The following is a 17,358-nucleotide window of genomic DNA, read 5'->3' as shown; positions in this document are numbered from 1 at the left end:
TGGATGCATTTGTGTTGATGCATTTCTTTTCCAAAATGAAATTACATTTCAGCCTTCGGTTGCTTCGTTGTTTTGCCCCCTCTGAGTACCCTCAGGGATAACAGGAAACAGATTGCCAGAACGGCAGCTGCCGAAACGTAAGGATAGTTAATATTCACATCAAATAATGCTCCCGCGACAATTGGACCTGCGATATTCCCCAAACTTGTATACGCCGAGTTCAGTCCGGCCACAAAGCCCTGCTGTTCCTGTGCCAGCTTGGACATCTGTGTACTGATCGCCGGACGCAAAATATCCATACCAAGAAAGACGATAAACGTTACGACAAGAATCATCCAATACGTACTTACAAACAGGGTCAACAGTACAAATACCGCTACAAATAGCAGGCAGACCGAGATGACTTTCTTCTCACCAAATCGATTCAACAGCCAACCGATCAGGGATACTTGTACGACCGCCCCAGCAATAGAACCAAATGTAATAATGAACGCAATATCTTTCGTCGTGAAGCCGAACTTGTGATCCACGAAGAGTGAGAAAACCGTCTCATAGTTAGCCAGACCAAAGGCCATAACAAATACGATGATTAAACTGAAAAAGTACGGCTCACGGTACGAACGCAGCAATTGGGATACCATACCCGGAGCTTTGACCTTCGCTGCGCCAGCGACAGGTTTACTCTGCTCTCCTGTGCTTCGTGTGGATTCTGGCAAAATAATCAATGTAATGATGGATGCCAGCAAACCGGCAACCCCTGCGGCGTAGAATGGGATACGAATCCCAAAGTCCGCAATGTATCCACCAATTCCCGGACCAATGATAAATCCGGTTGTAATGGCTGCATTGATCAAGCCCATACCTTTGCCGCGTTCTTCCTCTGTCGTAATATCCGCGGTGTATGCCATAACCGCCGGGAAGATCATTGCTGCTCCAATACCACCAAGCATCCGTGCTGCGAAGAGCAACGCTGGTGCATTAACTGCACCAAACATAAACTCCGATACAGCAAAGATCAGCATGCCGCCAACTATAATTTTCTTACGTCCCCACGTATCCGACCAACGACCCGCAAGCGGTGAGAACAGAAACTGGGTGAAGGAGAACGCCGCTACCAGCAAACCAACCGTGAACCCCGTGATATGAAGTAGATCCATATACGCAGGCATGATCGGAACAACCAGACCAATACCTGTAAAAACGAGAAAAATATTAAACATTAACAGCAGCAATGCGCCCCTGTTCCGTGTAAGTAATGCCATGATTCCATCCTCCGTAGTTGTCAAAATGTTGCTTAATCCTTATCTTTTGCAATCCCGTGCAAGAATACACTGGCAGCCTGGCGGTATAACGCTAGAGCCTGATCAGGCTCCATCCCCCGTGACATCTGACTAAGACCAATAATGGTACTTTCCAATATCAGTGCCAAATTATCTACATTGTCTGCTTTGAACTCACCGCTCTCAATCCCTTGTTCTATCATTTGTTTGTTAAATTGAATATGCCGCTCAAACATCAAGGCGATTCGTTCCTCGATATCATTTTCTTTCTTTTCCCCGGTGAAGAACTCATCGGCTGCCTTGGTCAAAGGGTGATTCATGTCATCCATGACGAGTTGTTCAGCCAGTCCGTAAATCTTGTCGGTAGAAGTTCGATAAAGATGTTCTTTGGCCGCCCAATTCGCTTCCCACTCCCGATCCCATTCATCAATCAAGTAGAGAAAGAGACCCTCTTTACTCTTAAAATGATAATATATATTGCCCTTGCTGCTACCCGTCGCAGCAACGATATCTTCAATCGATGTCGCCTTAAATCCCTTTTGTACAAAAAGAGCTTTGGAGGCATCGGCCAGTTTCTTCTTCGTCTGCTCGGTTTGAAGTTGCTTTTTATTCATAATCATCCGGTTCACTCCGTTCCATGCATACTGAACATTCGTTCTGTATTTTATCAGATCCATTCAATATAAGCAATCAAAAAGGAGAAGTGGTAACGATGCCAGCTCTCCTTTGATGATTTATTTTATTTTCTTACCTTTGCCATGCAGTATTTTCAGTTGACCATTCTCAGAAGCAACCTGATATGTAACCTTATACTTCGTCGTTACATATTCGCCATCCCTGCGTTCATCGGCTGTAATCACTGCAGTGACTTCCATCTCGTCATTGCCCTTATCTGTAGAAGCGACCTCTCCAATAGTCACATAACTGGTGTCGAGGTAACCCTCACGAAACTTGGCATAACTTGTACCGCTCTGCCATGCACTGCCGAGCAAAGCATAGGCTGTAACATAGTCACTTAAATTCAGGCTGTTGTAAAACTCGGTCACCAACCCTTCTGCTTCCGCAGAGGCTGAGATCGATCCCGACCCATTACCACCAGCCGTCTGAACCGCCGTCGTGCTGGATGGCTTCTTGGACCAGGCTTGCACCTGCTTCAGCACACTGGTGATAGGGATACTGAACCCGATCCCTCCCTCCTGCTCCACAACGGCTGAATTAACACCGAGTACTTCGCCCGTCTCTGCGTTGATTAGTGGTCCGCCACTGTTGCCATGGGTAATCGGTGCCGAGATCTGATACAGATTGCTGTAAATGTAAGGCGCAATTTCGAAGCTGCGTCCAACACCGCTGATAATACCTGTGGTTACTGTATTCTCCAACCCCAGCGGGCTCCCCAGAGCCAAGATTTCATCTCCAGTTTCGGCTTTGGATTTGGCTATAGCCAGCGGTTTGACCTTCTTTAGATCAGGTACTCGAACGACAGCAACATCTGTTTCTTCCCCGATTCCGATCACTGTTCCTTTATATTCCTCATGATTCAGGGTACGTATCGTCACTTCCTTCGAACCTTCTACCACATGTGCATTGGTTACAACATCTCCCTGGTCGTTATAGAGAAAACCGGAGCCTAGTCCGCTGCTGCTCTCGATCGTAACCACTTTTTTCTGACTCTCTTCAATAATCTGTTTACGTGTTTTCTTCACGGCTGTCTTGGAGGACGGTTTGGATGCTGCGGTTTCCGTTTCCTTCGCAGTAACAACAGCCAATCTCGGCTCAGCCTGCAGCTGATCTGCTGTATAATTGTGAATCCAGAACACGCCTCCTGCTCCGGCTCCTATAATGATTGCACTGGATATAATTGTGCTCCATATTCGTTTGGCCATTCCAACCTATCCTCCTATTCCAGATACCACGTTGCATTCACAACAGATACTTCTGCTTCCTGGTATACACCATAGTAATACGTTTCAAAAAAACCTTCTTCACCCACTTCAAGCCAGCTTGGATACACATCCACATAAGTCTGACCCAGATAAGTGCCGTCTGTACCATAAATATCGACCACGACGGTGACGGAGGAGATCGGCCGTGTCGCATTGTTAACGATTGAACCGCTAATATAAAGGTCACCATACATATCAAGCGTTGCTTCGACATTCACAATGCTCACTGCCGACGTTCTATTCTTCAGGTCTTCTTCTGCTGCCTGTTGTTCGGCAAGTTGAATCCGTTCCGCTTCCGCTTTCTCAAAATTCTTCTTCTCACTCAGGACCCGTTCACGATACGCTGTCAGTTTGTCATCCTCCGGCGCATAAGACAGCCCTTGATCGACCGTTTGCAATGCCGCTGTAAAATCCTTTTTCTTGACTTGCTGCTCCGCCTGCTTATAACTAACGCCTGCCAGCTTGTCGACAATTTGCTTTTCTACTGCTTCGGCTTCCTTACCCTTTAGATTCGATATCGTATCCAGCTTCTCAGCCAGTGCCTCTACTGTCGTCAAACTATCGATTTCTTTTTTCACCTTCAGTACAGCCAGTGTAACCTTTCTATTACTTAATGTGGCACGTACTTTGGTGAAAACGGGCTCTTCTCGCTCTTTCAGCGCTTTCGCTACTGCCTGAATGGATTTGTCTCCTTCTGAGAGTTTTCCTGTTTTCAGACTTGTGGCAGCCTCATTCAACTGATTCATCAAATTGAACGCTTTCGCCGTGATTTGGCGATCCTGTATAAGTGCATCAACGTTGGGTCGCTTCGTAAGAGCCGTGTCCAATAGCTGCAAAGCCTCTTTATATTTCCCGTCCAGCGCAGCTTGTTCTGCTTGCAGATGCAGCGCCTTTACATCTGCATTTATAGCGCTCTCCTGCTTATAATAATACGTCAGCAGAGCCCCCATTACCGCTGCCAGAAGCAAGGGAATGATCCAGCTAAATGCACGGCCTTGGCTGGTTTTGTCCTGCATGGGTGAGGGCTGTTGCTGCCGGGATAAAGATTCGGCTGTTTGCCCTGTTCCTTTTTCCAAACCCACGGCTGTTTCCGCCCAGATCTGTTCCTCTGAGGAGCTTGCATCTTTCAGTTTTGTTTTACATTTTCTACATGTGCTATCCCCCGGACTGCTTTTGGTCCCGCATACGTGACAATACACCCTGATCCCTCCATCAAAAAGAACGTATGTATACTTTGTTTTCTAGTACATCAGCCTATTGCATCCTTCAATACAAAGCGCCAACATGAATCGACACTTATCATATAGCAAAAAGGTAAAATACACCATATGTTCGTGTGATATACACTGTGTATGTCCCCCAAAAAAAGAGATACCAAATTTCGGTACCTCTGTTCTTGTATCATTGCTGTCCTGCGCGTACCCGGATGTTACCAAGTTCGTTGGCATTGATCGCAAATGCATTGCCGCCCTGACCCACCGAAGCTTTGGCAGATTGTCTCGCCTGAAACTTTAGGCGGCTTTTATCTACATCCACCCGGTTAACCTGTTTAGCATGTTTATGATTTTTGCGAGTACTCATCACATCATCCCCTTATCTTTATATACTTGACTACCTTAACGGTTTGCGAGAAGAGCGGCGCCCCTTCTGTTTCATGACCTGTATATTCACTGCATTACTTGCAAGCACGTTGCCTATGTCTGCATGTCCTTTGGCCGTTTGACGAATCTGAATCACGATATATTGATTTTTGCCAACACGGTAGCCATAACTTTTCACATTGGAACGGGTCATGGTCATCTCCCTGTGATCGTTTTAACAAGCATGCGTTATCCTATTCATTTCCATATCGAAATGGATGTGTGAATGTGTATGACTCAGATAAATGGACGCCAAAAATGCCTCCCTATTAAATAGGAAGGCACAGACGAACGTATTCTATTCTTGCGTAGGAAAGCTACTTAGATCCATATAGGAAACTTCCCATAGATGATCATCCGGGTCCTGAAAACTCCACCCATACATAAACCCATGATCCTGAGGATCATTATATGGTTTGCCGCCAGCATCCAAGGCAGCTTGTACAATCACATCAACCTGTTCACGACTCTCCACCGACAAGGCTACGATGACTTCCGCCGTGTCCGTTGAATTGGATATTTTTTTCGAAATAAAGGATTGAAAACGATCCTCTACCAGCAGCATCGCATAGATATTGTCTCCAATGATCATGCAAGTTGCAGACTCGTCAGTAAAATTCGCATTGAATTCAAACCCTACTTTTTTAAAAAATTCAACGGACTTCTTCAAATCCTTAACCGGCAAATTGACAAAAATCTGCTTGGCACGAACAGCCACCATCGATCACCTCAATTGAATAGAATGGATTTCACCTCAAAATAACATCTCGCGTATGCGCTGTCAATTCATTATAATAACGATAATCTACAATGTGAGGTGAAACGGATGTTGCTTCCGAATCGTCGAAGTAATTAGTCGTCGGGCTGGGTCAAAACGCGTGCCAGCTATCACGGGATACGTCTGCCCTTTTTGAGCCTGCTCGACATAGAACTATAACGATGATGAACAACATTTGGCTTAAATCCATTATTCACATTGGAGGAACGTATATAATGAAAAAAAACGATGCTGCGAACAGGGGATTCGTACCAACTCGGCACGTTTCATGCTGATCGCTCGAAAATAAAACGATTCCATAAAGATAAAATGAAATAAAAGCCCAGTCGCCATTGAAAACATGAATGGTGGCTGGGCTTTACATATGATTATGGCTACATCTTATATCGGGAATTACTGCCTTACTTCCAACTTCTCTAGAAAAGGCTTCAGTTTATCCACGACATAATGGCTGCCGCCACGGCCGTTTACCTGTTCAATGACCGCGGATAACAGGAAGGATGGCGAATCGGTATCAAACACCACGAAAAATCCGTTTTCTTGCCCCTTCTCTCCCTTCTTGGCTTTCAGCTCGGCTGTTCCGGTCTTGGCAGCCAGTCCTCCAGGGAGTGAGTTCAGAGAGTGAGCCGTTCCTCCCGCTCGGGAAACGACCTCGCCCAATGCATCCTTCACCGTATTCGCCACTTCAGGCGTGATCACGACTTCAGGTTCAGCAGCTTCCTTTTCCTGTATCAGCACAGGCTTCACCATTTTTCCTTCATTAATAAAAGGGGTGAAGGACGACGCCAGATGAATGGGCGACATCAACATTTCTCCTTGTCCATAGGACGTATCAGCAAGCAATACCTCAGAAGCCAGATCGAGATGAGCTTCATTTGCATACTGGCTTGGTTTCAAATAGAGTTCATCCAGCCCAAAGTTATCACCAAACCCGAATTTCTGGATGCCATCAATAAACTTGGTGCTGCCCATCTCTACGGCTTCCTTCGCAAAATAGATATTGTCCGAGTAGACCAATGCATCGACCATATTCACAGGGGAAAGACTTTTTACACGTTTTACATAGTAACCGCCCCAACTATCATCCTTGCGCCATTGCAGACCTGAGATATCATGTGTTTTGTCTGCCGTGGTGACCTTCTCCATTAGTCCTGCTGCTGCCGTAATTGCTTTGAAGGTTGAACCCGGCGCATATCGATTCGTAAATCTGTTGATAAAAGGCAACTTCTCATCTGCCGAATAGGCATCCCACTCTGCCTGTGTCAGCCCGGTAACCATTTTGTTCGGGTTATAAGCGGGCGCACTAACCAAGGCCAGCAAGTTACCATCTGTCGGGTTCATCAGCACCATCGCCCCGGCGTCACCCCCACTGGATAACGTTTTATACAACTTCCGCTGCGTATCCGAGCTAATCGTCAGTTGAATATTCTGGCCGTCTACCGCATCTTTGCGGATGAGCTCTGAGCGAGTGTTGCCAGATTCATCTGTGATCTCAATCAAGCCGCCTCGTTCGCCACGAAGCTGCTTCTCCATAGATTGCTCCAGCCCCGCTTTGCCGATCCAGTCTTCCGCACGGTAATAGCCTCCCTTATCTTTCTCCAGATCTTCCTTGGTGGCCTTGCGCACGTAGCCGATCAGATGTGCAGCAGCCTCACCAAGCGGATAATATCTAATCTCCTTAGACTGGACCTTCACACCACCCAGTTCTGTAGGCACCCTTGAATCCTCTGTTGAAGCTATAGGGACAAAATACGCTGGCTTCACCCATTTCTGTGCAAGCGCAGTGTTAATCATATCCTCTGTTACATTATAATGTTTGGCAATTCGGGCGATCATTTGCTCCGGGTTCTCTCCCAGTTTCTCAGGTACAATGCCCCATTCATATATGTCTCCCTTGGTGGCGAGAGGCAGCCCATCACGATCAACAATGTCTCCACGTTCCGGGAAAAGTGTTCTTACCCTCACCTTACTTCCCTTGATCATGTCCGTCAGAATCATGGAGGGCTGCCAGTTGATCCGCCAACTTTTACTGCCATCCTCAAGTTCCTGGCGAACAACCTTCAATTTCTGCGTCTCGTTTACTTCACCCAAAAAGGTTGTCAATTGCAGGTTGTAGTCCACTTCATAAGTATCCGGGTTCAGTGTTTGATCACTTTCGGTTGCTGGTACGGCTACCTGTGGTTTCAACTCTACCTTGATCGCAGATACCTCCATACCCGAATAGATGGCGTTATATTTCTCCACAAACTGATCACGGTTCATACCTGACTCATCCAGCGAAGCGGGCGTCATCAGGCCATACAATTGGTCAAATTCTTTCTTTTGCAAATGCTCTATGTACTGATCTACAGTGGTCTCTGGCTTCGGTTCCTGTGCTTTGTTATTCTGCATGTATAAGTACATTCCGATTCCACCGGCAAACAGGATGGGGAGCAGTCCGTAAATGATTTTACGTTTGGATTTCATGGTCACATCACCTCTAATATACACTATAGATTTCCAGAGCCAATTAAACAATGGTACAAATCTGACGAATTTATCATTAAAAATAGCCGAAAGCTCACATAATATGTTTAAATAAGAAGAGTGAGATTACAGACTAGAGCCTTTGCATAAATCCATGGAGCTTCTTTCAATAGACAAGATATAGTTCAAAACAGTCCAGTAGTTCTAGATCTTGTGTTCGTAAGCGTCTGCATCGAATTATGCAAAAGCCTGAAAAAGGAGCCTGATGATGGAAATCAGCTATTTTTTACTCCCCAAAGCCGAAGTGGCCTATATCAAGTCTACCGCTTCCATGAAAGATGCTATTGAGCAGCTTGAATCGCAGCATTATACCGCCATTCCCGTGATTGACCAGGATGGAAAATATGTTGCCACGCTATCTGAAGGTGATTTGTTATGGAAGATGCGGAGTACACCCGGACTGGAATTCGACAATATGGATCAGGTTCAGGTACATGAGATTAACAACCGAGTATATAATGAGTGCGTCTTCATCGAGGCTGAAATGGAGGATATGCTGACGTTGGCAGCAGACCAAAACTTTGTGCCCGTGGTAGATGTAGATCGTGTATTCCTCGGCATTATCCGGCGTAAGGATATTATTGAATATTATACGCGTAACATATCTGACTAATCTTTAATGAAATATAGCCCTTTGCAGATCTTGATGGCAAAAGGCTGAAACAAAAATGACGAGCCTGGGGCTCGTCATTTTTGTTTGGATGCAGGTACCCGACCATCTGCATATGTCCGCTTTTATACGAAAAAATTCTCCCAATCCGCCTTCGGCTCGGGTAACCTCCCCCATGCCTGATCATAATAGATAAGAGCTGCCCATGCTGCTGCATTTCATCCAGAACATTGTTTGCTTCCACCGTTTCAATAATCTTCCTCTCCAGCTCGGGATGTTCCGGTGTCAGCTCCTTCATTCCACAGCCTCATCCTCCAGCTCGAAATACCATTCCAGAAAGTGGTTGAAGCTCGTCCACTGCGGTGCACTCTCACCGCTCAGGAAACGTTCGATAGACTCACCAAGCTCCACCAGAGCCACCTCTCCCGTTTGTCGGTTGTAAAAGAATCCACCCTCACCTTCAAAGCTATCCAACGGTATGTAGGCTTCAGGCAATCCCAACGTGAGTTGAGCCACCGTCATGTCTTCCAAAAACACCGTGTTTCCCATAATCCAACAGATCTGATAGATTTCCTGATGCCTGCTATAAAAAGTTGGCCCATCGTCTGCTTGCAAATAAAACTGTGCAAAATCCGACTGTAAATCAATCCCTAATTTACGCAAGGCTTCTTCGTATTCAGCCGGGACATCCTCATGCCACCAGCCCTGGTCCTGACAATATTGAATCACTTTAGTGGATAACATTTTGAGCCTCCTAATGAATTAAACAAAGATGAGTATCCTCCCGGATTTACTATAAATACTGTATCAAAAGAACAAGATGATTGGAAATCGATCATTTACCACCCACTCAATCCAAAAAGCCCACGATGAGTAGGAAAATCCATAGCCCATAATTATTTCCTTATTCTGACGAAACTTTCATCCCTCTCCTTCGTCTAATGACTGATTAACAACAAAGGAGATAATTATGCGAATAACCTGCAGTCCTGCTTATGCTGGAAAAATGATTGGATCCATTGATCTTCAGCCATCCAAGTTTATTACCAGCACTGCCAATAACAGTGAAATCACCAAACATGTTAACCCTGAGCTCATTGCGATTCCCTATGTGGTAGATCCCGAATTCGGATTATATTTTGACACGATGAAGATGATGAAGGGAACGTACCAAGAAGAATTTCAAAAAAGCTATGACGTGGAATTTACGATTGATGTGGATAAAAAAGGGTATATCACCCAGTTCGAGCATACCTTCTCGCTGGAGCGTTATCTTGATCTTGTACGCACACAATCCTATCGAGTGATCCAGACGAATTGGAAGGGGCGCTCCTTTCATGTCATGACGTATAGTTATATGGAGGAAGTATGTAACCCGAAGAATGTAATCTTCAAATGTAATAATGCAGAGGATGTTTTCGTCGTAGCCGAACTTGCCCCCTATCGTATTGGTGGTGTTGTGGTACAACCCAACAATGTATACCTGCACCTCCGTGCATTAATCTCGGCGAGAGATGATCTGTACCCGATCGACTATATGTGTGAGCCTGATTTTGACCTAAGCTTGGAAGCATAAGTCGTACATCATTTGAATACAGCAAAGAGCACAAAACGTTCCTGAATTACTCTGGATCATCTGTGCTCTTTTTGAATATAGGTTCTGTTTACCGAAAAAAATTAAATCTCAGGGGTGGTCTAATGAATTTTCGAGAAGAAACACCCGAAGAAAAAAGAGAACGTTTGAGACAAGAAGAATTAAAAGGAAGACCCATGATTACGTTTAGTGATGGTATAAATCGTGCCCAATTCGGAAGTTTCGCAGATTTAGTTGGCGGACTGGGGTGGAAAGGCACTGGAATTCTAATTGTAATATTGGTAATAGGGTATGCAATTTATAAATTAGTGTTCTAAAACGAATAGAAATAATTCCATTAAAAGTTAGAGAAGATTCACCTGACCAAACTGCTTTGCTTTTACTGCCATCGCTTCCTCCAGCTTTGTTCTTAATCCGGTCATCCATTCCGGCTCATGCGCCCACTGCTCTGCTGAAGACCGTAGTACACGTACATAGCCGTACAGATTGGCAAAGCGGCGACACGCCGGGAACATCGACTCCAACTCATAGGTGTCTCCCGCTTCTGCCCGATACCCTTGCATAAACGATGTCTTCTTCTTCTTCTGCTTCCATTGCTACGGCTGAATTTCCTCCCTTAAGCTGCCCAGGCTCTGCTCTACATCCATGGCATACCAGTGGAATTTCACCGTTCGTATGATTAGGATTGCACAACAACCATCCGTGCTACAGCCTCGGTGTTGTCCTTATACCAAACCATAACGATATCTCCTTCTTTCAGATCAGATACCTGAATGGTGGAATTGGCGCTTGAGTCATTACCTGGGGTATCCATGCCCATTCCTTTCGTAATATTTACTTCATTACTTATGTTCAATTTCATTTGAATGCCCGTATCCTTCATATCGGTATCCATGCTTCCTCCTCTGGAGGCGCCTAGTTGTCTTCCGTTATTGGAACCTGTGGGTGAATTGTCCTGCACCTCAAGTAATGCGATCGTGACTGTGCTATCTGTGGCGGAGATCACTCTCCCTGTGAGGTCAGCATTCATCATACCCTGCATGGCTTCAGGACCGCCGGTACGGCCATTCATACCCATACCATTTCCTCCACCTCTCTGTGTTCCTCCGTTCATGCCAGGACCGCCACCCATCATTCCGCCACCATTCATACCTTGTGCAGAGCCGGTATTGGTAATGTTCTGGGCAGTAATGTTGTCGCAGCCAGTGAGCAAGACGGTGCAGGTCAACAGCAAGAGCATAGCTGATGTGAGGTAACTGTTTTTTCGCATACGGATCACCCTTTTCTCAGGGAAAATCGTTCCCTTTCTTTTTTTCGATGAAACATGAAATGATACGCATCTTTGAATCCCATGTACGACAATACCACTAGCAGCGGATAGACAGGGTAGATATACCTTGATTTAATCTCCCACAGGATATAGAAGCCGATAAAACCGAGAATAACCAGAATCAGAGAAACTTCATCATATCGCTTGCCTCGAATGCCACCGATTAGGCGTATGAAAATAAAACAGTACATCAGGAAATTCATCACATAAACGACCCAAAGCAAACCCTTCCGGTAAATTGAATCGCCCTGGAACAAGTCCGTTACTGCATTGGTATAACTGTAGGAGCCTGCGATTCCACCTGCCCAGCCTCTTCCCATACCTGAAGGATTTTCATTTCCAATGCCGTAGCGGTCTATTTGATAGGTGCCTTCGGTCCAAGTCCATATGATCTTTTTGTAATACATCTTCGCCAGGTCACTTATACTCGCTTCAGACAGCTTCGTATCAATCTCCTGCTTAAACAATTCTGTACTATCGGCCTTGTTATAATGAGCCTGTCTCTGATAGATTTGGTAACTCTCCATATTGTCCCAGAACCCGATTCGTTCGAGATTAATCCCCATGTTCAGCCACATATAGACGGGTGCCGAATTTTCACCAATAGGTTCGCTTACAGCCCCTGTCGACTTCAAGACAGCATTTTGAGTCCAGCTTGGAACATTAAACAAAATAGCCAGCACACCAATAGAGGCGATCACTTTCTTGTAACCAATACTTCGCATATTCAGCAGAATAGTTAAAATCGCAGCAATCAGCACAATAGCCCCAATACTTCGGAAGTAGTTGCCTATCGCGAGCAGGATGGCAGCAATAACGATGGTTTTCCACGACTTTTCACGCACGAACCGAATCAAAAAGTATAGACAAGACGTCAGAAATGCCGTAGCAATTACATCGTTATAGATCAGGTTGTTCAAGAACAGCGATGGCAGATACGTCGCCGCAAAAATCAGCACCCCATAGTCACGCTCCGTAGATTTGTAATTCAACTGCTTATAAATGAGATAAATCATAAAGGTGGTTAATGTTGAAAACAAAATATTGAATAGCTTAATCACCAGATAGTTATCCGGGAACAGGTATAACAATGTTTTTAGATATAACACGGTAGAAAAATTAAACGGGAACATGTGCAGATATCCACCCGTTTTGAACGAGGAATAGTCCTGATCGTAGAGCATGTTCATGGCAAGTGAAAGCACCGTCTGTGAATCATCGGTGGGCACTCGTGGAAATACGAATATAATTACGATTTGAATGCCTAGAGAACAGAGTAATATCGAAGGAACAACAACCTTCGGGCTGTACTTGTTCAGCTTCAGGCAAAGACGGTACAATCCAAAACCGGATGCCAGCAGCACAACAATTAGAGGTATGAAAATTATCCACTGCTGCGTGCCCAGAATGGGATTGTCACCGTACAATGTGTAATTATATTGTGCTCGAACAAACAGGGACGAGGCGATAAACAGCCCAACAAAAACAAGCAGAATGAGATAAAGCGACTTATGGATCACCTTGGACATGCCAAAACTCCTTTGCCAATACAGGATTCGGGAATAGTATAATCGCTCTACCTGAAAAATCGCTGAATGGGAGTAACGTTTGCAATCGGTGCAGATCAGTATGTGTATATACATAGAAAAAGACCGTCCCTTGGATAAGGTAACGGTCTACATGTCCATTTTACAAAAAAAGTATAGGGCCTTAATCTAATCGTTGAAGATCACTTCTCATCCTTAATAAACTCAATAATATCCTGAATCTCACAATCCAAAGCCTCGCATATTCGGTTCAGTGTATCGAACTTCACACCATCAGTTTCCTCATTATATAATTTGGCAATCCCATTTCTATGTAATCCGGTTAGTCGGGATAAATCAGCAATGTTAATTCTTTTCTCACCCATTATACGAGATAAATGAATCTTGATCATAATCGTATTCCCTCCAGATAGCATAAAGAGCAAATGATACAGGGTTGCAGAATTACTTATATCAAAACTTAATTCTCACACGCCTTAAACTATTGTTCAACTAATCAATTTTCATCAATCATTTTGATTATATCCCCTGGCTTACATTCCAATGCAAGACAAATTCGTTCAAGTGTATCGATGGTGATGGATTTGACCTCAGCACCATTACCCGTTACCCACTGACCTATTGTGTTAGGTCGCACACCGGATTTTTTAGCCAAGGCGTACATGGTCATTCCTTTATCTTTGAGAACCTCATCGAGAGTAAATTTTATCATCTATGAACATCCCTCAATATTTATTTTATATCACATATAATAACTCTTGACGATATTAACTCCGAAGTTATTATTAATACAACCACAACTCAACGAGTTAATCGTTGCTATTCTGTCCAATACACACAAATAGACCGCCCCCGTAGCAAAGGTATGCGGTCTATTTCATCGTGCTCAGTTACTGAAACCCACCGCCCTTAAAAGCGGCTATTGCTCAGAGGAGTCGTGTTACCAGCACGGCTCTCTTTGCATTTTACGTCTAATCTGCTCTTATTATACCATACTTAAATCTCTGGCTTCACATGTAAACCATGCTATGTAAGTTGAACTAATCATTTACACGTTAACGGAGAGGATAGAAAAAACCTGAAAAAGCGAAGCGTTCGCCTTTATCCCCGGATTTTCCCTTGAGAAAAGGGAAAATCCGGGGATAACAGCGATTGGAAGGTTATTCTGTCATCGTAGTGTCAGTGTAAATAATCTTTAGTTCAACTTATATAGATACGATACATTTCCTTATACTCATCCACATATAAAACTTCAATACAATTGGACCAATTCAGAATCGAACCGACAAAATCCTGAATGTCCAGACCCGGCATCTCATACGTCTCCGCTGTGTTCACGGAACCTGTTGCGTCCTCAATCAGGGTTACCTTAAACCCTTCGTGTTCCGCAGTAATTGCCGTAAACAGACAGCAATATTCCGTGTTGAATCCAACGATGAATACATGTTCTACCTGATGCTCATGCAGCCACGTTTTCAGCTCGGGATTGCTGAAGGCACTTGGTTTGCTTTTCTCCATAACGGGATACCGGCCGGTATCCACCACAATCTCCAGATTCGCAGCATTCTTATAGAACAGTGAAGAACCCTCCTGATCGAAATCCACATGTTTCATGTAAATGACTGGCTCATGTTGCTGCTCAAAATCAGCGATAACCGCTTCAATCTTACCCAACTGGGCTGTGAAATCCTTCAATGATGTAATCCCATACTGCACATCCAACACGATTAGTGCTTTGTTCATCTGCACTTCCCCTTCAGTAGGCTAACAGGTGTTTATCCACCATTCCCTACTTCTTCTCCCGAGCTTTTTCCATGTTTTCCTGCACCCGAAACTCCACGATCCGGCGGATAAGATCCTCAGGCAGTGGCTGATCCAGTGGAAACTGGACTGATCCCTTCGCTCCTTTATACATGGAAAGTTCCTCCTTGAACGCTAGAATTCCACTGGGTGCAGGGTAAAACCCAATATGATGCTGGTATGCGGCAAAATGAACCAAATTCCCATGCTGCACATACGTGGGCATCTTGTAACTGATCTTCTCCTCGGCATTCGGAGCCGCCTCGCGAATAATCTGTCTTAACGCCTGCAATCTCACCTGTACATCGGGTGCAAACTCCGAGATATATTCATCTACCAGCACAGAATAATGGTTACTCTCAGCCATCTTGGACTCCTTCCACCACGGGGGCTTGCACCCATTCGTGGTACGGGTATATTTGCTAAAGCCAGCCTAAATTTACAGTGTCATGGCCCGACCATTTCGCATCAGATAATCTTCTTTCGTTTTGTAATCCGGCATTATACTGCCAATCCGCCGCCAGAAGGAACGATCATGATTCATGTGGTGAATATGGCACAATTCATGAATGATGACATAATCAATCACTTCCAATGGCGCCATGGCTAGGCGATAATTGAACGTAAGCTTTTTGTCCCAACTGCAACTGCCCCACTTGGTGGGAGATTCTACAACGTCTACAGACTTCGGCTTCACTTTCAACTCCTGCTGATATCGACCGATGCGCTCACCAATCACCCTTTTACATTCGGCAAAATAAAACTTCTTCAGATTCGCTCGCAGCTCCTCTTCCGAACTCCCCTCTACAGGAATTAATTCATGCAGTGCGTGCTCCTTGCCAAAAAGCAGGAACTTCCCCTTGCCCTCATCTTCGTATTCTTTGGCTTGAGGGCCATCCAACGCCCGTTGCATCAGAGCGGATTTCTTCAAAATCACATCTCCATGCTGCAAGGCAAGTTGCCGGATCATGTCTTCACTGGTACCATTCGGTGCTTTAATCGTGACCATGTAAGGCAAATCCATCGTGATGGAAACCTTCTTACGTTTGCTGTATTGAATATGACATTGAATACTATGGCCTTGCATCTCGATCGTTAACATAATGCGCTCCGCTTCTGGCACTCCGATGACAGAACAACCTTCTTATCGCTGTTATCCCCAGATTTTTTTGATTCCTTTTTTAAAAGGAAAAATCCGTGGATAAAGGCAAGGCATATGCTTTGCTTCCGAAGCAGCTTTCTTTCAGAAAGCTTTGAGCTTCGCTTCTTCAGGTTATTTCTGTCCTCTCCGTTAATGTGTAAAAGATATATAAATTCATTCAACCAAATCAAATTGTATACCATCTCCGGCTTTAATGCATACTGTTCAGCGACATAACTGTTTTTGTTGTATTTTCATGCATTTATTTGTATTATTATTAAATTGTGAAATTGGAGGATAGATATGACGCATACAACGGATACAGACCACAAAACCATTGAAGAATTATCGCTCAACCACTGGCAACCCTTATCCACCTTATTATATGACGGCTGGGTACTACGTTTTGCCGAAGGATATACCAAACGCGCCAACTCCATTCAACCGATACACTACTCAACTCTGGATGTGCATGAAAAAATTGAGGAATGTGAGCGAATCTATGCTTCCAATCGGTTAAATACCATATTTAAGATTACGCCGTTTATTCAGCCAGATCATCTCGACCTGCTTTTGCAGGACAAAGGGTATACCCTTGTAGATCTGACTCGTATCCAGACTCGGAGTCTGGATGATATCAAAGAGCCTGTGCACCAAGCTGTACAGATTGACGAACAGTTGACCACAACGTGGCTGGATCACTTTTGCCGACTGAATCAGATGAATGATCTGCAACCGGAAACGACGGAACTAATGTTGAACAACATCCGCACAAAGGTAGGTTTCATCTCGCTGTTGATCGACGGGCAAGTCGTCGCTTGTGGGTTCGGTGTAATTGAACGTGGCTATATTGGATTGTATGACATCATTACAGACGCAGACTTCCGCAACAGGGGACTTGCTGAACAGATGATCCTTCATTTGTTGCATTGGGCAAAAAAACAGGGCGCTACGTCTAGTTTTCTACAGGTTGTAGCCAATAATGCACCTGCGTTAAAGCTTTATGCCAAGCTGGGTTATTCGGAGATCTATAGCTATTGGTACAGAGTCAAAGAATGGAGAGATTCCTGATCAAGCGAAACCAAAAACTGCCCCCTCCTATAAAGGAAAGGCAGTTTTTAATTTACTTCGTGATTGTTAAAAACTCTGTACACGGTTCAGCAGTTACT

21 protein-coding genes are annotated in these 17,358 nt (G+C 44.6%); 4 read left to right on the top strand and 17 right to left on the bottom strand.

The window, feature by feature from the left end:
• Positions 1-41 precede the first annotated feature (41 nt).
• The 8 genes from ACR32F_RS04165 to pbp4 form a co-directional block, all read right to left on the bottom strand.
• Positions 42-1,262, bottom strand: a complete 1,221-nt coding sequence (locus ACR32F_RS04165) for an MFS transporter (protein ID WP_440116428.1) — start codon at positions 1,260-1,262, stop codon at positions 42-44.
• A gap of 32 nt (positions 1,263-1,294) precedes the next feature.
• Entirely contained in the window at positions 1,295-1,894 is a 600-nt protein-coding gene (locus tag ACR32F_RS04160; RefSeq protein WP_440119678.1) for a TetR/AcrR family transcriptional regulator, read from the bottom strand.
• 120 nt (positions 1,895-2,014) lie between these two features.
• The gene (locus tag ACR32F_RS04155; RefSeq protein WP_440116426.1) at positions 2,015-3,163 is read right to left on the bottom strand and encodes a S1C family serine protease; all 1,149 of its coding nucleotides are present in this window, start codon (positions 3,161-3,163) and stop codon (positions 2,015-2,017) included.
• A gap of 14 nt (positions 3,164-3,177) precedes the next feature.
• Positions 3,178-4,305 carry an FxLYD domain-containing protein gene (locus ACR32F_RS04150; protein ID WP_440116424.1) on the bottom strand — a complete coding sequence of 376 codons (1,128 nt, stop codon included), beginning with the start codon at positions 4,303-4,305 and terminating at the stop codon, positions 3,178-3,180.
• 319 nt (positions 4,306-4,624) lie between these two features.
• The gene (locus ACR32F_RS04145; protein WP_440116422.1) at positions 4,625-4,804 is read right to left on the bottom strand and encodes a hypothetical protein; all 180 of its coding nucleotides are present in this window, start codon (positions 4,802-4,804) and stop codon (positions 4,625-4,627) included.
• Positions 4,805-4,834: 30 nt separating this feature from the next.
• Positions 4,835-5,017 (bottom strand): hypothetical protein, encoded by a 183-nt coding sequence (locus ACR32F_RS04140; RefSeq protein ID WP_440116420.1) that lies wholly within the window; start codon positions 5,015-5,017, stop codon positions 4,835-4,837.
• 144 nt (positions 5,018-5,161) lie between these two features.
• A complete protein-coding gene (locus ACR32F_RS04135) occupies positions 5,162-5,581 on the bottom strand; it encodes a VOC family protein (protein WP_440119677.1) in 420 nt (139 codons plus the stop codon).
• A gap of 453 nt (positions 5,582-6,034) precedes the next feature.
• The gene (gene pbp4, locus ACR32F_RS04130; protein WP_440116418.1) at positions 6,035-8,107 is read right to left on the bottom strand and encodes a penicillin-binding protein PBP4(5); all 2,073 of its coding nucleotides are present in this window, start codon (positions 8,105-8,107) and stop codon (positions 6,035-6,037) included.
• 268 nt (positions 8,108-8,375) lie between these two features.
• Here pbp4 and ACR32F_RS04125 point away from each other — a divergent pair, with 268 nt between their 5' ends.
• Positions 8,376-8,780, top strand: a complete 405-nt coding sequence (locus ACR32F_RS04125; protein ID WP_440119676.1) for a CBS domain-containing protein — start codon at positions 8,376-8,378, stop codon at positions 8,778-8,780.
• A gap of 291 nt (positions 8,781-9,071) precedes the next feature.
• Here the strand turns inward: ACR32F_RS04125 and ACR32F_RS04120 are convergent, their stop codons facing one another.
• The gene (locus ACR32F_RS04120; protein WP_440116416.1) at positions 9,072-9,521 is read right to left on the bottom strand and encodes a hypothetical protein; all 450 of its coding nucleotides are present in this window, start codon (positions 9,519-9,521) and stop codon (positions 9,072-9,074) included.
• 226 nt (positions 9,522-9,747) lie between these two features.
• On the opposite strand from ACR32F_RS04120, the gene ACR32F_RS04115 reads away from it, so the two are divergent.
• Together ACR32F_RS04115 and ACR32F_RS04110 are read left to right on the top strand one after the other, a co-directional pair.
• Positions 9,748-10,353, top strand: a complete 606-nt coding sequence (locus tag ACR32F_RS04115) for a hypothetical protein (protein WP_440116414.1) — start codon at positions 9,748-9,750, stop codon at positions 10,351-10,353.
• Positions 10,354-10,475: 122 nt separating this feature from the next.
• Positions 10,476-10,688, top strand: a complete 213-nt coding sequence (locus tag ACR32F_RS04110; protein ID WP_440116412.1) for a DUF6366 family protein — start codon at positions 10,476-10,478, stop codon at positions 10,686-10,688.
• Between the two features lie 27 nt (positions 10,689-10,715).
• Here ACR32F_RS04110 and ACR32F_RS04105 read toward each other — a convergent pair whose 3' ends face one another.
• From ACR32F_RS04105 to ACR32F_RS04070, 8 genes are all read right to left on the bottom strand, one after another.
• The gene (locus ACR32F_RS04105; protein ID WP_440116410.1) at positions 10,716-10,934 is read right to left on the bottom strand and encodes a hypothetical protein; all 219 of its coding nucleotides are present in this window, start codon (positions 10,932-10,934) and stop codon (positions 10,716-10,718) included.
• A gap of 116 nt (positions 10,935-11,050) precedes the next feature.
• Entirely contained in the window at positions 11,051-11,641 is a 591-nt protein-coding gene (locus tag ACR32F_RS04100; RefSeq protein ID WP_440116408.1) for a hypothetical protein, read from the bottom strand.
• A gap of 5 nt (positions 11,642-11,646) precedes the next feature.
• A complete protein-coding gene (locus ACR32F_RS04095; RefSeq protein WP_440116406.1) occupies positions 11,647-13,230 on the bottom strand; it encodes a glycosyltransferase family 39 protein in 1,584 nt (527 codons plus the stop codon).
• A 200-nt stretch (positions 13,231-13,430) separates the two neighbouring features.
• Complete coding sequence (locus ACR32F_RS04090; protein ID WP_017690565.1) at positions 13,431-13,640, bottom strand: helix-turn-helix domain-containing protein; 210 nt, start codon at positions 13,638-13,640, stop codon at positions 13,431-13,433.
• A 104-nt stretch (positions 13,641-13,744) separates the two neighbouring features.
• Positions 13,745-13,960, bottom strand: coding sequence for a helix-turn-helix domain-containing protein (locus ACR32F_RS04085; RefSeq protein ID WP_211083057.1), 216 nt, complete (start codon positions 13,958-13,960; stop codon positions 13,745-13,747).
• A 488-nt stretch (positions 13,961-14,448) separates the two neighbouring features.
• Positions 14,449-14,991, bottom strand: a complete 543-nt coding sequence (locus tag ACR32F_RS04080; RefSeq protein WP_440116403.1) for an isochorismatase family protein — start codon at positions 14,989-14,991, stop codon at positions 14,449-14,451.
• Positions 14,992-15,037: 46 nt separating this feature from the next.
• A complete protein-coding gene (locus tag ACR32F_RS04075; RefSeq protein WP_440116401.1) occupies positions 15,038-15,415 on the bottom strand; it encodes an iron chaperone in 378 nt (125 codons plus the stop codon).
• Between the two features lie 72 nt (positions 15,416-15,487).
• A complete protein-coding gene (locus ACR32F_RS04070) occupies positions 15,488-16,150 on the bottom strand; it encodes a M48 family metallopeptidase (RefSeq protein ID WP_440116399.1) in 663 nt (220 codons plus the stop codon).
• A 342-nt stretch (positions 16,151-16,492) separates the two neighbouring features.
• Here ACR32F_RS04070 and ACR32F_RS04065 point away from each other — a divergent pair, with 342 nt between their 5' ends.
• Positions 16,493-17,260, top strand: coding sequence for a GNAT family N-acetyltransferase (locus ACR32F_RS04065; protein ID WP_440116397.1), 768 nt, complete (start codon positions 16,493-16,495; stop codon positions 17,258-17,260).
• Positions 17,261-17,358: the final 98 nt, after the last annotated feature.

The sequence above is a fragment of the Paenibacillus hebaui genome (assembly GCF_051934385.1).
Lineage (GTDB): Bacteria > Bacillota > Bacilli > Paenibacillales > Paenibacillaceae > Paenibacillus.
This window is presented reverse-complemented; position numbering and strand designations above follow the sequence as displayed.

Bases quoted from the DNA above. Each gene is read 5' to 3' on its own strand.
- ACR32F_RS04145 (WP_440116422.1), bottom strand. From the start codon at position 4,804: ATGAGTACTCGCAAAAATCATAAACATGCTAAACAGGTTAACCGGGTG.
- ACR32F_RS04110 (WP_440116412.1), top strand. From the start codon at position 10,476: ATGAATTTTCGAGAAGAAACACCCGAAGAAAAAAGAGAACGTTTGAGA.
- ACR32F_RS04140 (WP_440116420.1), bottom strand. From the start codon at position 5,017: ATGACCCGTTCCAATGTGAAAAGTTATGGCTACCGTGTTGGCAAAAAT.
- ACR32F_RS04100 (WP_440116408.1), bottom strand. From the start codon at position 11,641: ATGCGAAAAAACAGTTACCTCACATCAGCTATGCTCTTGCTGTTGACC.
- ACR32F_RS04065 (WP_440116397.1), top strand. From the start codon at position 16,493: ATGACGCATACAACGGATACAGACCACAAAACCATTGAAGAATTATCG.
- pbp4 (WP_440116418.1), bottom strand. From the start codon at position 8,107: ATGAAATCCAAACGTAAAATCATTTACGGACTGCTCCCCATCCTGTTT.
- ACR32F_RS04090 (WP_017690565.1), bottom strand. From the start codon at position 13,640: ATGATCAAGATTCATTTATCTCGTATAATGGGTGAGAAAAGAATTAAC.
- ACR32F_RS04070 (WP_440116399.1), bottom strand. From the start codon at position 16,150: ATGTTAACGATCGAGATGCAAGGCCATAGTATTCAATGTCATATTCAA.
- ACR32F_RS04155 (WP_440116426.1), bottom strand. From the start codon at position 3,163: ATGGCCAAACGAATATGGAGCACAATTATATCCAGTGCAATCATTATA.
- ACR32F_RS04125 (WP_440119676.1), top strand. From the start codon at position 8,376: ATGGAAATCAGCTATTTTTTACTCCCCAAAGCCGAAGTGGCCTATATC.
- ACR32F_RS04075 (WP_440116401.1), bottom strand. From the start codon at position 15,415: ATGGCTGAGAGTAACCATTATTCTGTGCTGGTAGATGAATATATCTCG.
- ACR32F_RS04120 (WP_440116416.1), bottom strand. From the start codon at position 9,521: ATGTTATCCACTAAAGTGATTCAATATTGTCAGGACCAGGGCTGGTGG.
- ACR32F_RS04105 (WP_440116410.1), bottom strand. From the start codon at position 10,934: ATGCAAGGGTATCGGGCAGAAGCGGGAGACACCTATGAGTTGGAGTCG.
- ACR32F_RS04115 (WP_440116414.1), top strand. From the start codon at position 9,748: ATGCGAATAACCTGCAGTCCTGCTTATGCTGGAAAAATGATTGGATCC.
- ACR32F_RS04160 (WP_440119678.1), bottom strand. From the start codon at position 1,894: ATGAATAAAAAGCAACTTCAAACCGAGCAGACGAAGAAGAAACTGGCC.
- ACR32F_RS04080 (WP_440116403.1), bottom strand. From the start codon at position 14,991: ATGAACAAAGCACTAATCGTGTTGGATGTGCAGTATGGGATTACATCA.
- ACR32F_RS04165 (WP_440116428.1), bottom strand. From the start codon at position 1,262: ATGGCATTACTTACACGGAACAGGGGCGCATTGCTGCTGTTAATGTTT.
- ACR32F_RS04095 (WP_440116406.1), bottom strand. From the start codon at position 13,230: ATGTCCAAGGTGATCCATAAGTCGCTTTATCTCATTCTGCTTGTTTTT.
- ACR32F_RS04085 (WP_211083057.1), bottom strand. From the start codon at position 13,960: ATGATAAAATTTACTCTCGATGAGGTTCTCAAAGATAAAGGAATGACC.